The 14,596-nt window shown below is 71.9% G+C and carries 16 protein-coding genes and 1 tRNA gene; 15 read left to right on the top strand and 2 right to left on the bottom strand.

Annotated features, from left to right (window positions below; genetic code table 11):
* Window positions 1–11 precede the first annotated feature (11 nt).
* The 5 genes from ACFVU7_RS10455 (at window position 12) to ACFVU7_RS10435 (ending at window position 4,227) form a co-directional block, all read left to right on the top strand.
* On the top strand, window positions 12–470 hold the full coding sequence (locus ACFVU7_RS10455; RefSeq protein ID WP_049651991.1) for a MaoC family dehydratase N-terminal domain-containing protein: 459 nt from the start codon (window positions 12–14) through the stop codon (window positions 468–470).
* A gap of 5 nt (window positions 471–475) precedes the next feature.
* Window positions 476–898: a MaoC family dehydratase gene (locus tag ACFVU7_RS10450; protein WP_049651990.1), complete on the top strand. Its 423-nt coding sequence runs from the start codon at window positions 476–478 to the stop codon at window positions 896–898.
* A 98-nt stretch (window positions 899–996) separates the two neighbouring features.
* Window positions 997–1,560 carry a TetR/AcrR family transcriptional regulator gene (locus tag ACFVU7_RS10445; RefSeq protein WP_234348396.1) on the top strand — a complete coding sequence of 188 codons (564 nt, stop codon included), beginning with the start codon at window positions 997–999 and terminating at the stop codon, window positions 1,558–1,560.
* A gap of 103 nt (window positions 1,561–1,663) precedes the next feature.
* The gene (locus tag ACFVU7_RS10440) at window positions 1,664–3,106 is read left to right on the top strand and encodes an MFS transporter (RefSeq protein ID WP_388044870.1); all 1,443 of its coding nucleotides are present in this window, start codon (window positions 1,664–1,666) and stop codon (window positions 3,104–3,106) included.
* 77 nt (window positions 3,107–3,183) lie between these two features.
* Complete coding sequence (locus ACFVU7_RS10435; protein ID WP_388044869.1) at window positions 3,184–4,227, top strand: UDP-N-acetylmuramate dehydrogenase; 1,044 nt, start codon at window positions 3,184–3,186, stop codon at window positions 4,225–4,227.
* A gap of 5 nt (window positions 4,228–4,232) precedes the next feature.
* Here the strand turns inward: ACFVU7_RS10435 and ACFVU7_RS10430 are convergent, their stop codons facing one another.
* Both ACFVU7_RS10430 and ACFVU7_RS10425 read right to left on the bottom strand, forming a co-directional pair.
* Window positions 4,233–5,297, bottom strand: a complete 1,065-nt coding sequence (locus tag ACFVU7_RS10430; protein WP_388044868.1) for an adenosine deaminase — start codon at window positions 5,295–5,297, stop codon at window positions 4,233–4,235.
* A 128-nt stretch (window positions 5,298–5,425) separates the two neighbouring features.
* Window positions 5,426–6,673, bottom strand: a complete 1,248-nt coding sequence (locus tag ACFVU7_RS10425; protein ID WP_074003977.1) for a pyridoxal phosphate-dependent aminotransferase — start codon at window positions 6,671–6,673, stop codon at window positions 5,426–5,428.
* Between the two features lie 292 nt (window positions 6,674–6,965).
* Here ACFVU7_RS10425 and ACFVU7_RS10420 point away from each other — a divergent pair.
* From ACFVU7_RS10420 to rplL, 10 genes are all read left to right on the top strand, one after another.
* Window positions 6,966–7,038: transfer RNA gene (locus ACFVU7_RS10420), tRNA-Trp, on the top strand.
* Window positions 7,039–7,183: 145 nt separating this feature from the next.
* Window positions 7,184–7,510: a preprotein translocase subunit SecE gene (secE, locus tag ACFVU7_RS10415; RefSeq protein WP_049651985.1), complete on the top strand. Its 327-nt coding sequence runs from the start codon at window positions 7,184–7,186 to the stop codon at window positions 7,508–7,510.
* Window positions 7,511–7,719: 209 nt separating this feature from the next.
* Complete coding sequence (gene nusG / locus ACFVU7_RS10410) at window positions 7,720–8,622, top strand: transcription termination/antitermination protein NusG (RefSeq protein WP_388044867.1); 903 nt, start codon at window positions 7,720–7,722, stop codon at window positions 8,620–8,622.
* 167 nt (window positions 8,623–8,789) lie between these two features.
* Window positions 8,790–9,224, top strand: a complete 435-nt coding sequence (gene rplK / locus ACFVU7_RS10405) for a 50S ribosomal protein L11 (RefSeq protein ID WP_049651984.1) — start codon at window positions 8,790–8,792, stop codon at window positions 9,222–9,224.
* A 77-nt stretch (window positions 9,225–9,301) separates the two neighbouring features.
* The gene (gene rplA, locus ACFVU7_RS10400; RefSeq protein WP_049651983.1) at window positions 9,302–10,024 is read left to right on the top strand and encodes a 50S ribosomal protein L1; all 723 of its coding nucleotides are present in this window, start codon (window positions 9,302–9,304) and stop codon (window positions 10,022–10,024) included.
* A gap of 234 nt (window positions 10,025–10,258) precedes the next feature.
* A complete protein-coding gene (locus ACFVU7_RS10395) occupies window positions 10,259–11,038 on the top strand; it encodes a hypothetical protein (protein WP_049651982.1) in 780 nt (259 codons plus the stop codon).
* A gap of 104 nt (window positions 11,039–11,142) precedes the next feature.
* Entirely contained in the window at window positions 11,143–12,033 is an 891-nt protein-coding gene (locus tag ACFVU7_RS10390; RefSeq protein ID WP_388044866.1) for a hypothetical protein, read from the top strand.
* 163 nt (window positions 12,034–12,196) lie between these two features.
* Window positions 12,197–13,075, top strand: a complete 879-nt coding sequence (locus ACFVU7_RS10385) for a hypothetical protein (RefSeq protein ID WP_049651980.1) — start codon at window positions 12,197–12,199, stop codon at window positions 13,073–13,075.
* Between the two features lie 407 nt (window positions 13,076–13,482).
* Entirely contained in the window at window positions 13,483–14,046 is a 564-nt protein-coding gene (gene rplJ / locus ACFVU7_RS10380; protein WP_045693068.1) for a 50S ribosomal protein L10, read from the top strand.
* Window positions 14,047–14,131: 85 nt separating this feature from the next.
* On the top strand, window positions 14,132–14,515 hold the full coding sequence (gene rplL, locus ACFVU7_RS10375; protein ID WP_198959424.1) for a 50S ribosomal protein L7/L12: 384 nt from the start codon (window positions 14,132–14,134) through the stop codon (window positions 14,513–14,515).
* Window positions 14,516–14,596: the final 81 nt, after the last annotated feature.

Below are 14,596 nucleotides of genomic sequence, written 5' to 3'. Positions count from 1 at the left end.
GAGGAGCCGCCATGGCGCTCGACCCCTCCTTCATCGGGCGTAGCTACCCGCCCACCGAGCCGTACGAGGTCGGCCGGGAGAAGATCCGCGAGTTCGCGACCGCGGTCGGCGACGCCAACCCGGCGTACACCGACCTTGAGGCGGCGAAGGCGCTGGGGCACCCCGACGTGATCGCCCCGCCGACCTTCCCGTTCGTGATCACCTACCGCGCGGCCGGCCAGGTGGTCGAGGACCCGGAGCTGGGTCTGGACTTCAGCCGGGTGGTGCACGGCGACCAGAAGTTCGCCTACACCCGCCCGGTGCGGGCCGGCGACCGGCTGTCGGTCACGGTGACCATCGACAACATCAAGTCGCTGGCGGGCAACGACGTGCTCACCGTGCGTGGCGAGGTGACGGACGCGACCGGCGGGCACGTTGTGACGTCGGTCATGACCCTGGTGGCCCGGGCCGCCGACGAGGCGGGGGAGTGAGCGCGATGGCGATCGACTACGACGAGGTCGAGGTCGGCACCGAGCTGCCGGCGCAGTCCTTCCCGGTGACCCGCGACACACTGGTGCGGTACGCGGGGGCCTCGGGGGACTTCAACCCGATCCACTGGAACGAGAAGTTCGCCCTGGAGGTCGGCCTGCCGGACGTGATCGCGCACGGCATGTTCACCATGGCCGAGGCGATCCGGGTGGTCACCGACTGGGTCGGCGACCCGGCCGCGGTGGTCGAGTACGGCGTGCGGTTCACCCGGCCGGTGCCGGTGCCGAACGACGGGGTCGGCGCGGTGGTCGAGGTCTCGGCCAAGGTCGCCAAGAAGCTGGACGACCGCAGGGTGCAGGTCGACCTGCTGGCCACCACGGGCGGCCAGAAGGTGCTCGGCATGTCCCGGGCCGTCGTCCGGCTCGGCTGAGCGGCCCCGGGGGTCGCGGCGGCCGGGGTCCCGTACGGGAGCTCCGGCCGCCGGCGCGGGCCTTGCATAGATAGTGATTGGCCACTAACTTGGGTCCCATGGCGAAGTCGAGCATCCGGATGAGCGCGGAGGAGCGGCGCGAGAGCGTCGTCCGGGCCGCCCTGACCGAGTTCGCCCGGGGCGGGTACCACGGCACCTCCACCGAGGCGATCGCCCGCCGGGTGGGCGTCTCGCAGCCGTACCTGTTCCGGCTGTTCCCGAGCAAGCAGGCGATCTTCGCCGCGGCCGCCGAGCGCTGCGTCGAGGAGACCTGGCGGGTGTTCGACGAGGCCTCGGCCGGGCTGTCCGGTGAGGCGGCCGCGGAGGCGATGTCCACCGCGTACCTGGGCCTGGTCGAGAACGGCGACCAGCTCATGATGCAGATGCAGCTCTACGTCTCGGCGTCCGCGGCCAGGGCGGCCGGCGAGGACGAGGTGGGGGAGACCGCCCGGCTGCTGTGGGAGGACCTGTTCGACCGGGTCAGGATCCGGATCGGCGGCGGAATGAAGGACGCCACGCAGTTCTTCGCGTACGGGATGCTGATCAACACCCTGGTGGCGCTCGGCTATCCGCCGGACCACCGGATCTGGGCCGGCTTCGACGGGTGCGAGCCGCCCGAGTAGGCGCGCCGCCCGGATGGACGGGCCGCACGGGGTGTCCGTGCGGCCTCTTTTCGGCCCAAAGAAGTTATTGAGCAATAACTATCTAAGGAACCTGGGGGACGTCATGACGGAGAAACCTGCCATGGGCAGAGCGGCGGTCTGGACCCTGGTGATCGTCAGCGCGGCCAGCTTCATGGCCGCCCTGGACAACCTGGTGGTCACCACCGCGCTGCCGTCGATCCGCGAGGAGCTCGGCGGCGGACTGTCCGACCTCGAATGGACGGTCAGCGCCTACACCCTGAGCTTCGCCGTGCTGCTGATGTTCGGCGCCGCCCTCGGCGACCGCTTCGGCCGCCGCCGGATCTTCCTGGTCGGGCTGGCGGTCTTCACCGCCGGCTCCGCCGCGGCCGCGCTGTCCCCGGGCATCGGCGAACTGATCGCCGCCCGCGCCGTCCAGGGCACCGGGGCCGCGGTGATGATGCCGCTCACCCTCACCCTGCTCACCGCCGCGGTGCCCGAGGGCAAGCGGGGGATGGCCTTCGGCATCTGGTCGGGGGTCAGCGGCCTCGCCGTCGCCGCGGGGCCGCTGATCGGCGGCTCGCTGACCGAGCACTTCTCCTGGCAGTGGATCTTCTGGGTGAACGTCCCGGTCGGCCTCGTCCTGCTGCCGCTGGCCTACCTGCGGCTCGGCGAGAGCCGGGGCCCGGGCCGGGCCCTGGACGTGCCCGGAACCCTGCTGGTCAGCCTGGGGATGTTCGGCGTCGTCCTCGGCCTGATCCGCGGCAACCCGGACGGCTGGACCAGCCCGCTGGTCCTCGGCGCCCTGATCGGCGGCACCCTGCTGCTGGCCGCCTTCGTCCGGTACGAGCAGCGGGTCGCCGCCCACCCGATGCTGCCGATGCGACTGTTCCGCAGCCGGGCCTTCTCCGCCGTCAACGCGGCCAGCCTGCTGATGTACCTGGGGATGTTCGGCTCGATCTTCCTGATCAGCCAGTACCTCCAGGGCGTCGGCGGCTTCAGCCCCCAGGAGGCGGGCATCCGGATGCTGCCGTGGACGGCGATGCCGCTGCTGGTCTCGCCGATCGCGGGCATCCTCTCCGACCGGATCGGCGGCCGGCCGATCGTGGTCGCCGGGCTGGCGCTGCAGGCCGCGGGCCTGGCGCTGTACGGCCTGGTGGTGGACGGGAGCACCGGCCTCGACTACGTCGCCCAGATACCGGCCACCGTGATCTGCGGGATCGGCATGTCGCTGTACTTCGGCCCGACCGCCCAGCTGGTGATGGCCAGCGTCCGGCCGCAGGAGCAGGGGATCGCCTCCGGCGCCAACAACGCGCTGCGCGAGGTCGGCGGGGCGCTCGGGGTCGCCGTGCTCGCGGCGGTGTTCTCGGGGCAGGGCGGCTACCAGTCGGTGCGGGCCTTCACGGACGGGCTGGTGCCCGCGCTGTACGTCGGCGCCGCCGCCGTCGGGCTCGGCGCGCTCGCCGCGGTGTTCATCCCGCGGCGGAAGGCGCCGGTCGTGGCGGCGGGGGAGCGGGCGGCGGACCGGGCCGAGCCGGCCCGGGTCTGAACGGGGGCGGAGGGGAGGGGCCCGCCGACGGGAATCGCGTTCCGGTCGGCGGACCCCTCCCCCGTACGCTGGTGGGCGTGCTGGTAGAAAACGACGCCCCCCTCGCCCCGCTGACCACGCTCCGGCTCGGCGGCCCGGCCCGCCGCCTGGTGACCGCCCACACCGACGACGAGGTGATCGCCGCCGTCCGCGAGGCCGACGCGGCCGGCGAGCCGCTGCTCGTCCTCGGCGGCGGCTCCAACCTGGTGATCGGCGACGCCGGCTTCCCCGGCACCGTGCTGCGGATCGCCACCGAGGGCTTCGCCCTGGACGGCACCGCGCTGGAGGTCGCGGCCGGAGAGACCTGGTCCGAGGTGGTCCACCGCACCGTGCGCGACCACGGGCTGGCGGGCATCGAGTTCCTGGCCGGCATCCCCGGCTCCGCGGGCGCCACCCCGGTGCAGAACGTGGGCGCGTACGGCCAGGAGGTCGCCCAGTCGATCACCGAGGTGGTCGCGTACGACCGCGCCGCCGACGAGGTCGTCACCCTCTCGAACGCCGAGTGCGGGTTCTCCTACCGGCACAGCCGCTTCAAGGCCGAGCCGGACCGCTACGTGGTGCTGCGGGTGCGGTTCCGCCTGGAGGACAACGACGGGCTCTCCACCCCCGTCCGCTACGCCGAGACCGCCCGGCACCTGGGCGTCGAGCCGGGCGCCCGGGTCGCGGTCGGCACGGCCTGGACGGCGGTGCTGCTGCTGCGCTCCGGCAAGGGCATGGTGCTGGACCCGGCGGACCACGACACCTGGTCGGCGGGCTCCTTCTTCACCAACCCGGTGCTCACGGCCGCGCAGTACGAGTCCTTCCGCACCCGCCCGGGCACCGAGGACGCCCCCGCCTACCCGGCCCCGGAGGGCTGCACCAAGACCTCGGCGGCCTGGCTGATCGACCGCGCGGGCTTCGGCAAGGGCTACGGCGGCGGCCCGGCGACGCTCTCCACCAAGCACACCCTGGCGCTCACCAACCGCGGCTCGGCCACCGCCGAGGACCTGCTGGCACTGGCCCGGGAGATCCGGGACGGGGTCCGCGCGGCCTTCGGGGTGGAGCTGGTGAACGAGCCGGTGATGGTGGGCGTCAAGCTCTAGCACCGCTAGGCGGGTACGGCGGCCGCCTCCGCGGGGGCGCGGTCGCCGACCAGCCAGGCGTCGATGTCCGCCAGCAGCTCCTTGCGGACGGCCTCCGGCGCGACCGAGCCGCGCACCGACTGCCGTGCCAGCTCGGCGAGTTCGGCGTCGGAGAAGCCCAGCACGTCCCGGACCAGCTCGTACTGGGCGGCCAGCCGGCTGCCGAACAGCAGCGGGTCGTCCGCGCCCAGGGCGAGCGGCACCCCGGCGTCGAAGAGCCGGCGCAGCGGCACCTCCTCGGGGCGCTCGTAGACGCCGAGCGAGACGTTGGAGGACGGGCAGACCTCGCAGGTGACCTGCCGGTCCGCCAGCCGCTCCATCAGCCGGGGGTCCTCGGCGGCCCGCACGCCGTGGCCGATCCGGGCGGCGCCCAGGTCGTCCAGGCAGTCCCGGACGGACTCCGGGCCGGACAGCTCGCCGCCGTGCGGGGCCGCCAGCAGCCCGCCGTTGCGGGCGATCGCGAAGGCCCGGTCGAAGTCCCGGGCCAGGCCCCGGCGCTCGTCGTTGGAGAGGCCGAAGCCGACCACCCCGTGGTCGGCGTAGCGGACGGCCAGCCGGGCCAGCGTCCGGGCGTCCATCGGGGACTTCATCCGGTTGGCCGCGACCAAGACCCGGATGCCCACCCCGGTCGCCGAGGCGGCGTGCTCCACCGCGTCCAGGATCAGCTCCAGGGCGGGGATCAGCCCGCCCAGCCGGGGCGCGTAGGACGTCGGGTCGACCTGGATCTCCAGCCAGCGGGAGCCGTCCCGCCGCTCGTCCTCGGCGGTCTCCAGGACCAGCCGGCGGATGTCCTCCTCGTCCCGCAGCACCGAGCGGGCGGTGTCGTACAGCCGCTGGAAGCGGAACCAGCCCCGCTCGTCGGTGGCCCGCAGCCGGGGCGGCTCGCCGGAGCTGAGCGCCTCCGGCAGCCGGACGCCGTGCTTGTCCGCCAGCTCCAGGAGGGTGGCGGGCCGCATCGAGCCGGTGAAGTGCAGGTGCAGGTGGGCCTTCGGGAGGCCCCTGACGTCTCGCGGGTTCAACAGGCGTTCCATTCACCGATACTGCCGTATACGGCCCCTGAACGGGAACCGCCCCCTCTACATCCCCTGAAGGGGTGAAAGGGGGCGGTGCGCCGGGTGAAACCCTGGCGTCGGGTTGACGTCGGCGGACGGACCCGAGGTCAGTCGCGGGCCTCGCCGAGCAGCTTCTGGACCCGGCTGACGCCCTCGACCAGGTCGGCGTCGCCGAGCGCGTAGGAGAGCCGCAGGTAGCCGGGGGTGCCGAAGGCCTCGCCCGGGACGACCGCGACCTCGGCCTCGTCCAGGATCAGGGCGGCCAGCTCGGCGGAGGTCTGCGGACGCCGGCCGCGGATCTCCTTGCCCAGCAGGCCCTTGACCGACGGGTAGGCGTAGAAGGCGCCCTCGGGCTCGGGGCAGAGCACGCCCTCGATCTCGTTGAGCATCCGCACGATGGTCTTGCGGCGGCGGTCGAAGGCCTCGCGCATCTCGGCGACCGCGTCCAGGTCGCCGGCCACGGCGGCCAGGGCGGCGCGCTGGGCGACGTTGGAGACGTTCGAGGTGGCGTGCGACTGGAGGTTGGTCGCGGCCTTGATGACGTCCTTCGGGCCGACCACCCAGCCCACCCGCCAGCCGGTCATCGCGTAGGTCTTGGCGACACCGTTGACCACGACGCACTTCTCGGCCAGCTCGGGCAGCAGGGCCGGCAGCGAGGTGAAGGTGGCGTCGCCGTACACCAGGTGCTCGTAGATCTCGTCGGTGAGCACCCACAGGCCGTGCTCCAGCGCCCAGCGGCCGATCGCCTCGGCCTCGGCCTCGGTGTACACCGCGCCGGTCGGGTTGGACGGCGAGACGAACAGCACCACCTTGGTGTTCTCGGTGCGCGCGGCCTCCAGCTGCTCGACCGAGACCTTGTAACCGGTGGTCTCGTCGGAGACGACCTCCACCGGGACGCCGCCGGCCAGCTGGACCGACTCCGGGTAGGTGGTCCAGTACGGGGCCGGGATGATGACCTCGTCGCCCGGGTCCAGGATCGCCGCGAACGCCTCGTAGATCGCCTGCTTGCCGCCGTTGGTGACGAGCACCTGGGAGGCGTCCACCTCGTAGCCGGAGTCGCGCAGCGTCTTGGCGGCGATCGCGGCCTTCAGCTCGGGCAGGCCACCCGCCGGGGTGTAGCGGTGGTTCTTCGGGTCGCGGCAGGCCTCGACGGCCGCCTCGACGATGTAGTCCGGGGTGGGGAAGTCGGGCTCGCCGGCGCCGAAACCGATGACCGGGCGGCCGGCGGCCTTGAGGGCCTTGGCCTTGGCGTCCACGGCGAGGGTCGCGGACTCGGCGATCGCGCCGATCCGGGCGGAGACCCGGCGGTCGGCGGGGCGGATGGACTGGTCGGGCTGCGGGGTGGAAGCGCTCATGCCTGCATCGTCGCAGAACCGGGACCTACCGGGCATCGGGGTATCGGCATCCGTACGTTCCCGTCCGAATCGCGGCCCGACGGTCCGTCGGAAGGGGTCCCGCCGGACCGGACGTCCGCCGGGGACCGGCCGGTCCGGAAGAAGAAGCCGGAAGAAGAAGTTCGACCAAACACCCCTCGACCACGTACACTCGCTGCTCGACGGCCCGCCCACAACCGGAGCTTTCACCGCCTGTACAGACAGCGGGGGGAGATACGGTAGGTTGGTCGCCACCGGAGCCGCGAGGCACCGTAGGGCAATAGCTCAATTGGTAGAGCACCGGTCTCCAAAACCGGCGGTTGGGGGTTCGAGTCCCTCTTGCCCTGCTGCTAGATCCGTTTTCAGCCCGTTCGCTCCACAGGAGTGAGCGGGCTTGATGCGGAGATGGCACCGATCAGCACCGCTAGCCGACTGGCCGCCCCCACCGGGTGCGCGGCGAAGCCGGCAGGACCCGGATTCAGGTGAGGACGAGTGACGGAGACCACGGGCTCCACCGCAACGCCTGAGAGCGGCAACCCCGAGGGTGCCGACGGCGCTGCCGAGATCGCATCGGCCGAGGGCGACAAGAAGTCCGGCAAGCAGAAGAAGTCGGGCAAGCGGGCCAAGAAGGGCCTGTTCGCACGGACCGCCCTCTTCTACCGCCAGATCATCGCCGAGCTGCGCAAGGTCGTCTGGCCGACCCGCGGCGAGCTCACCAACTACACCGCCGTGGTCGTCACCTTCGTGGTGGTCATGATGGCCTTCGTGGCCGGCCTGGACTACGGCTTCTCCAAGCTGAGCCTCCTGGTCTTCGGCTGACCGGCCGCCCCACCTCTCGAACAGCCTCCCGACCCGGGCCGATTACTCGGCCCGGGTCGAGCTGTCGGCGCCGGACGTACGCGCGGCTACCGTGGACTCGGTACTGTTGAAGTCTCCGAGACCTCACCTGGCGCCCGCGCGAGCGGCCGTCCGCCGGGCCGGTCGAGGAGCGCGCCACCTTCACCATCTCCAGGAAAGAAGCCGCCACCGTGTCTGAGTCCCCCCTGTACGACGCCGACGAGACCGTCCGCGAGGCGGATGGCGCCGCCGAGCTGGACGCGGCCGAGCCGGCTGACGACGCCGAGTCCGCCGAGCAGATCGTGGACGCCGCGGACAGCGACGAGGACGAGGTCGAGGCGTACGACGAGGCCGAGGCCGGCGAGCCCGCCGAGGAGGCCGCGCTGCACGTGGAGGGCGACGCCGAGGCCGAGGAGTCCGTCGAGGACGCCGAGGAGGCCGAGGAGGCCGAGGAGGCCGAGGAGGCCGAGGAGGAGTCGGCCGACGAGGTCGACCCGGTCGCCAAGTTCCGCGAGGACCTGCGCTTCATGCCGGGCGAGTGGTACGTGATCCACACCTACGCCGGCTACGAGAACCGGGTGAAGCAGAACCTGGAGCAGCGCGCCGTCTCGCTGAACGTCGAGGAGTACATCTTCCAGGCCGAGGTGCCGCAGGAGGAGGTCGTCCAGATCAAGAACGGCGACCGCAAGACCATCCGCCAGAACAAGCTCCCCGGCTACGTCCTGGTGCGCATGGACCTCACCCCCGAGTCCTGGGGCGTCGTGCGCAACACCCCGGGTGTCACCGGCTTCGTCGGCAACGCCTACGACCCGTACCCGCTGACCCTGGACGAGGTCGTCAAGATGCTCGCCCCCGACGTCGAGCGCCAGGCGGCCAAGGAGGCCGGCAAGCCCTCGCCGATCAAGCCGAGCGAGATCCAGGTGCTGGACTTCGAGGTCGGCGACTCGGTCACCGTCACCGACGGTCCGTTCGCGACCCTCCAGGCGACCATCAACGAGATCAACCCGGACTCGAAGAAGGTCAAGGGCCTGGTCGAGATCTTCGGCCGGGAGACCCCGGTCGAGCTCTCCTTCGACCAGATCCAGAAGAACTAGTCATACCGTCTTCGGGTTCGGGGCGGGGGCGAGGAGCCTCCGCCCCGAACCCGTTTTGGTCCAGCGGCGCTGACGCGTTAGCCTGGTCCGATGTGTGTGCTGGCGGCCGGGTGTCGCCCCGGTTTCGCACGCACCAGCAATCACCTCTCGGAAGGACCCGGAGAGACATGCCTCCCAAGAAGAAGAAGGTCACGGGGCTTATCAAGCTCCAGATCAACGCCGGTGCGGCCAACCCGGCGCCGCCGGTCGGCCCCGCGCTGGGCCAGCACGGCGTCAACATCATGGAGTTCTGCAAGGCCTACAACGCTGCGACCGAGTCGCAGCGCGGCATGATCGTGCCGGTGGAGATCACGGTCTACGAGGACCGTTCCTTCACCTTCATCACGAAGACGCCGCCGGCCGCGCGCCTCATCCTGAAGGCCGCGGGTGTCGACAAGGGCTCCAGCGAGCCGCACAAGACCAAGGTCGCCAAGCTCACCAGCGCCCAGGTCCGCGACATCGCCACGACCAAGATGCCCGACCTGAACGCCAACGACCTGGACGCCGCGGAGAAGATCATCGCCGGCACCGCCCGGTCGATGGGCATCACCGTCGAGGGCTGAGTTCCCTTCTCGTCCCCTGTGGTAGGGCCCGCGCAGGCCCGTGACACCACAACTCCATTCATCATTCAGGAGCAGCCATGAAGCGCAGCAAGGCCCTGAAGGCCGCGGACGCCCAGGTCGACCGCGAGCGCCTTTACGCCCCCCTCGAGGCCGTCCGCCTCGCCAAGGCGACCAGCACCACCAAGTTCGACGGCACCGTCGAGGTCGCCATGCGTCTGGGCGTCGACCCGCGCAAGGCCGACCAGATGGTCCGCAGCACCGTGATCCTCCCGCACGGCACCGGTAAGACCGCTCGGGTCCTGGTCTTCGCGACCGGCGAGCGTGCCGAGGCCGCGCGTGCTGCGGGCGCCGACATCGTCGGCTCCGACGAGCTCATCGACGAGGTCGCCAAGGGCCGCCTCGACTTCGACGCCGTCGTCGCCACCCCGGACCTCATGGGCAAGGTCGGCCGCCTCGGCCGCGTGCTCGGTCCCCGTGGCCTGATGCCGAACCCGAAGACCGGCACCGTGACCCCGGACGTGGCCAAGGCCGTGAACGAGATCAAGGGCGGCAAGATCGAGTTCCGCGTCGACAAGCACTCGAACCTGCACTTCATCATCGGTAAGGCCTCCTTCACCGACGAGCAGCTGGTCGAGAACTACGCCGCCGCGCTGGACGAGGTGCTCCGCGCCAAGCCGTCCGCCGCCAAGGGCCGCTACATCAAGAAGACCGCGTTCTCGACCACCATGGGCCCCGGCGTCCTGGTGGACCCGAACCGCACCCGCAACCTCCTCGCCGAGGAGGACCCGGCCGCGGTCTGAGCCCCAGTGCTCTAGAGCAGTCCGTACGGCGGGCCCGTACCCCCTTCACCGGGGGTGCGGGCCCGCCGTCGTTCCCGAGGAAGGAGCCGGTACGCGGCCCGGCGCGGGCCGGTCGGGCCGACGGGCCGGAACGGTTGCCGGATCGGGACACCGGCGGATGGGAACGACGGGCCGAACCGTCGTACGCTCTGCCGGTCAGACCATGTGGAGCACCTGTGACCGCCGGAGTGTGCCGTGCTGCCCGCCCCTCGCCCCACCGTTCTCGTGGCGGCCCTGCTGCTGCTCACCACCACCGGGTGCAGCCTGCTGGCCGTCCCGACCACCCGCACCCCCGGGGGCCCCGCGCCGGTGCCGCCCAAGCAGGTGGTGCTCTCGGCCGCGCAGGGGCTGGACGACGCCGGCGGCGCCCGGATCGACGTGGTCCAGGAGGGCCCGGCCGGCCGGCGCACCGCGAGCGGCTCCCTGGTCTGGGGCGCCGCGGACGAGGCCGGGCTGGCCGTCACCGACGAGCTGGGCACCGGACGGCTGACCGTGAAGGACGGCGCGCTCGACCTCGTCTACCAGGGCGGCGCGGCCAAGCACGCGGAGCGGAGCACCGCCGAGTCGGTCGACCCCGCGGCGGGCCCCGACCCGGAGGGCTTCGCGGGCGGCTGGACGACCGCGCTGATCACCAACCCGGGCAGCCGGGCGTACGAGGTCGCGCAGGGCGTCAAGCTCACCTCGCTCGGCGGCGAGCAGCTGGCCGGGGTGACCGTGGCGCACTACCGGGGCTCCGCGCCGGTGGCCGAACTGTTCGGCAAGGACGACGAGTTGAGCCCGCAGCGGCGGGCCGCCACGCTGGACTGGTACCAGCGGCACGGGGTGACGGCGATCGGCTACGACGTCTGGGTCGGCCCCGGCATGCAGCTGCTGCGGCTGCGCGAGACGGTCCGGGGGAGTGCGGGAACCACGGTCACCACGACCGATGTCTCGGCTCCCGGAGCGGCGGACGCGACGCCCGCCGCCGGCGGGTGACGGGGGAGCGGATATCCGGCGCGTGGGGCTTCCGGCGATCCGTTAGAGTCCGGATGAGAAACGCATGAGAAGAGCTGACAATCAGCTCTTCGAGGGGGGAAGTCATGGCTGGAACCCGCAAGGCCGCCGTCACCGTCGTCCTCGCCGCCCTGGCGCTGACCGCGACCGCGTGCGACAACGACAAGTCGGCGGACAAGAACGCCGCCCCGGCCACCCCGTCGGCCGCCGCCCCGACCGGCGCGAAGCCGGAGAAGGTCAGCCCGGCGGTCTTCCTGGAGCAGGTCACCCAGAAGACCGGTGCGGCCAAGTCGGCGAAGGTCGACGAGCTGATCCAGGTCGGCGAGATCACCATGAAGGGCCAGGGCGCGCTGTCCTGGGCCGACGGCCTGGAGGCCGACCTCGCGATGGACCTGTCGGGCTCCCCGCTGGGCAAGGTCCTGGCGCCGATCACCGGCGGGCCGAAGGCGCACTACCTGTACACCAAGGACGCGGTGTTCCTGGGCCTCGGCGGGGAGCTGCTGCAGAACAGCGGCCCGCGCTGGGTGCGCTACACCATGGCCGACATGGCCAAGGCCTCCGGCGGTGCGACCGACCAGCTGCAGAGCGCGGACCCGGTGCAGGGCGTCCGGACGCTGATCGCCGGCGGCAAGGTCACCGAGGTCGGCCCGGAGACGGTGAACGGCAAGGCGACCACCCACTACTCCGGCGTGATCAGCGCCGCGGACCTGGCCATCGCCTCCACCCAGGGCATCACCCAGGCGCAGGCCGACCGGATCAAGAAGGGCCTGGACGCGGCCGGCATCGCCAGCGAGCAGGTCGACGTCTGGGTCGACGCCGACAAGCTCGTGGTCAAGCGGACCGAGCAGGCCGAGAGCAAGGTCGGCGCGGTGAACGTCTCCGTCAGCTACTCGGACTACGGCACCCCGGTGATCGCCGCCACCCCGGTGGACTACATCGACCTCGCCGACCTCCAGAAGGCCGCCGCCGGCAGCTGATCCCCGCCGCCCCGGACCGGAGCCCCGGCGCCGGTCCGGGCTCGGCCGACCCGGTGGACCCGCCCGCCCGAGGGGGGCCGCCACCGGGCCGGTCGGAGACGGGTGGCAAGGTGGCCGGAACGGGGCCGCCGTCGGACGGGGGCGGGCGAGAGGGGAACGGACGATGGCGGCACGGCAGCGCTTGGCGGCGGTGGCCGTCGTCGCCCTGCTGACCAGCGGGCTGAGCGGGTGCGGCGGGGGCGGGGAGACGTCCGCCACGCCGTCCGGCAGCCCGAGCCTGAGCAGCGCCTCGCCGTCCACCGCCTCCCCGAGCGCCCAGGCCAAGCCCACCGACCGCTCGCCGCACGGGGTGCTGCTCTCCGCCCAGCTGGCCATGCAGACCGCCCGCCGGGCCAAGGTCAGCTACCGGCTCGGCCCGGACGCCGGGTCCGGCCCGCTGTTCTGGCAGCCCAAGACCGCTCTCCAGATCAAGCGCTCCACCCCCGCCGAGGCCGAGCAGCTGATCGTCGTGGACACCGTCGCCTACCAGGGCGGGGACGCCGCCACCGCGGCCAGGCAGGGCGGCCGGCACTGGGAGCGCTTCACCGTCCCGCCGGACGCGGACGGCCACAAGGAGGTCCCGTACGCCGGGCTGATCGACCTGCTGAACCCGGTCGAGGCGCTGACCGCGGCCACCGCCGAGGGGACGGACCCGGTCTTCGTGGGCGAGGAGAAGTTCGAGGACTCGACCGTCGAGCACTACCGGGTCGCCACCACCGCCGAGAAGTACGCGGCCGCCCAGGCCCAGCTGACCGCGGCCCGCCGGGACGGCCTGCGGGCCGCGCTCTCGCCCGGCGGCTCGGCCTCGCTCACCCTGGACCTCTGGCTCAACGACAAGGACCAGCTGGTCCGGCTCCAGCGGACCGGCACCGGGGACAGCGGCCGGCAGGACGACTCGGTGCTCTACACCGACCTCGCCGGGGCGCTGCTCTCGGCGCAGGCCCCGGCCGAGTCGGACACCGTGGACACCGGCGTCCGGACGGTCTCCCCGCTGGCCCGCTGAGCCGCCGGCCTGCCGAGCCGCCGGCCCGCCGGCCCGCCGCACTGGCGACCCGTGCCGCGGCGACCCCGGGGGACGCCCCGTCCGAGGGCGATTTGCACCTGGTGAGGGGCTCCGGTTACTGTTGCCGAAGCCAAAGACCGCTGGTTGTCGCCGCGCCCGTCAGGGATCGGTGGCCGAAGGATCTGCGCTTCGTCGCAGGCAGCCCGCGCAGGTGTGTCTGGAGCTTCGACTTCCGGGTCCGCGTTCGCGCGATCGCCCGTCGAGGTCGTCACGAGCCCCGTGCGCCTGCGCACCGGGGCTCATTGCGTTTTCGCAGGAGCTTTCCTTCCCTCCAGTCGGTCCGCGGCGACCCAGGTCGACTTTTGCGGTCGGCCCGACTTCGACATCACGGAAGGAGGCGTAAGCCTATGGCCAGGCCCGACAAGGCTGCCGCCGTCGCCGAGATCACGGACAAGTTCCGTGGCTCCTCCGCGGCGCTGCTGACCGAGTACCGCGGTCTCTCGGTGAAGCAGGTCAAGACCCTGCGTCGCTCGCTCGGCGACAACGCCGAGTACGCCGTGGTGAAGAACACGCTGACCAAGATTGCGGCCAATGAGGTCGGGATCACGGAGCTCGACGACCTGTTCAACGGTCCGACGGCTGTCGCCTTCGTCACCGGTGACCCGGTGGAGTCGGCGAAGGCTCTGCGTGACTTCGCCAAGGAGAACCCCGCTCTCATCATCAAGGGCGGTGTCCTTGACGGTAAGGCGCTGTCCGCCGATGAGATCAAGAAGCTCGCGGACCTCGAGTCCCGCGAGGTGCTGCTCGCCAAGCTGGCGGGTGCCCTGAAGGCCAAGCAGTCCCAGGCTGCCGCGCTCTTCCAGGCCCTGCCGTCGAAGCTCGTCCGCACTGTGGACGCGCTGCGCGACAAGGTCGAGCAGGGCGGTGCCGGTACGCCGGCTCCCGCCGCCGAGGACGCGGCCGCCGAGTAATTCGGCAGGCTCACGCCTCGCTGCGGGCCCGTGCCCGCCCAACCCGTACATACGGCACCACCTGCCGATTTAGTGGAAGGACGCCATCATGGCGAAGCTGACCCAGGACGAGCTGCTCGCGCAGTTCGAGGAGCTCACCCTCATCGAGCTCGCTGCCTTCGTGAAGGCCTTCGAGGAGAAGTTCGACGTCACCGCTGCCGCCCCGGTCGCCGTTGCCGCCGCCGGTGGCCCGGCCGCCGTTGAGGCCGTCGAGGAGCAGGACGAGTTCGACGTCATCCTCGATGGTGCCGGCGACAAGAAGATCCAGGTCATCAAGGAGGTGCGCACCCTGACCTCCCTCGGCCTGAAGGAGGCCAAGGACCTCGTTGACACCGCTGGTGCCAAGGTCCTGGAGAAGGTTGCCAAGGACGTTGCCGAGAAGGCCAAGGCCGCCCTCGAGGGTGCCGGCGCCAAGGTCACCGTCAAGTGACTTCTCGCCCCCTCTGAGGGGGCCTGAAGCCGGGCCGATCACCCTTGCGGGTGGTCGGCCCGGCTTTTTCGTGTTCCCGGG

Source organism: Kitasatospora sp. NPDC058046, assembly GCF_042885595.1.
GTDB lineage: Bacteria > Actinomycetota > Actinomycetes > Streptomycetales > Streptomycetaceae > Kitasatospora.
The sequence above is the reverse complement of the archived record's forward strand: the minus strand, read 5'-3'. Positions and strand labels throughout refer to the sequence as shown.

What these genes read in the sequence shown, in the direction of transcription:
- ACFVU7_RS10455 (WP_049651991.1), top strand. Translation starts at nt 12, where the DNA reads ATGGCGCTCGACCCCTCCTTCATCGGGCGTAGCTACCCGCCCACCGAG.
- ACFVU7_RS10450 (WP_049651990.1), top strand. Translation starts at nt 476, where the DNA reads ATGGCGATCGACTACGACGAGGTCGAGGTCGGCACCGAGCTGCCGGCG.
- ACFVU7_RS10445 (WP_234348396.1), top strand. Translation starts at nt 997, where the DNA reads ATGGCGAAGTCGAGCATCCGGATGAGCGCGGAGGAGCGGCGCGAGAGC.
- ACFVU7_RS10440 (WP_388044870.1), top strand. Translation starts at nt 1,664, where the DNA reads ATGACGGAGAAACCTGCCATGGGCAGAGCGGCGGTCTGGACCCTGGTG.
- ACFVU7_RS10430 (WP_388044868.1), bottom strand. Translation starts at nt 5,297, where the DNA reads ATGGAACGCCTGTTGAACCCGCGAGACGTCAGGGGCCTCCCGAAGGCC.
- ACFVU7_RS10425 (WP_074003977.1), bottom strand. Translation starts at nt 6,673, where the DNA reads ATGAGCGCTTCCACCCCGCAGCCCGACCAGTCCATCCGCCCCGCCGAC.
- rplK (WP_049651984.1), top strand. Translation starts at nt 8,790, where the DNA reads ATGCCTCCCAAGAAGAAGAAGGTCACGGGGCTTATCAAGCTCCAGATC.
- rplA (WP_049651983.1), top strand. Translation starts at nt 9,302, where the DNA reads ATGAAGCGCAGCAAGGCCCTGAAGGCCGCGGACGCCCAGGTCGACCGC.
- ACFVU7_RS10390 (WP_388044866.1), top strand. Translation starts at nt 11,143, where the DNA reads ATGGCTGGAACCCGCAAGGCCGCCGTCACCGTCGTCCTCGCCGCCCTG.
- ACFVU7_RS10385 (WP_049651980.1), top strand. Translation starts at nt 12,197, where the DNA reads ATGGCGGCACGGCAGCGCTTGGCGGCGGTGGCCGTCGTCGCCCTGCTG.
- rplJ (WP_045693068.1), top strand. Translation starts at nt 13,483, where the DNA reads ATGGCCAGGCCCGACAAGGCTGCCGCCGTCGCCGAGATCACGGACAAG.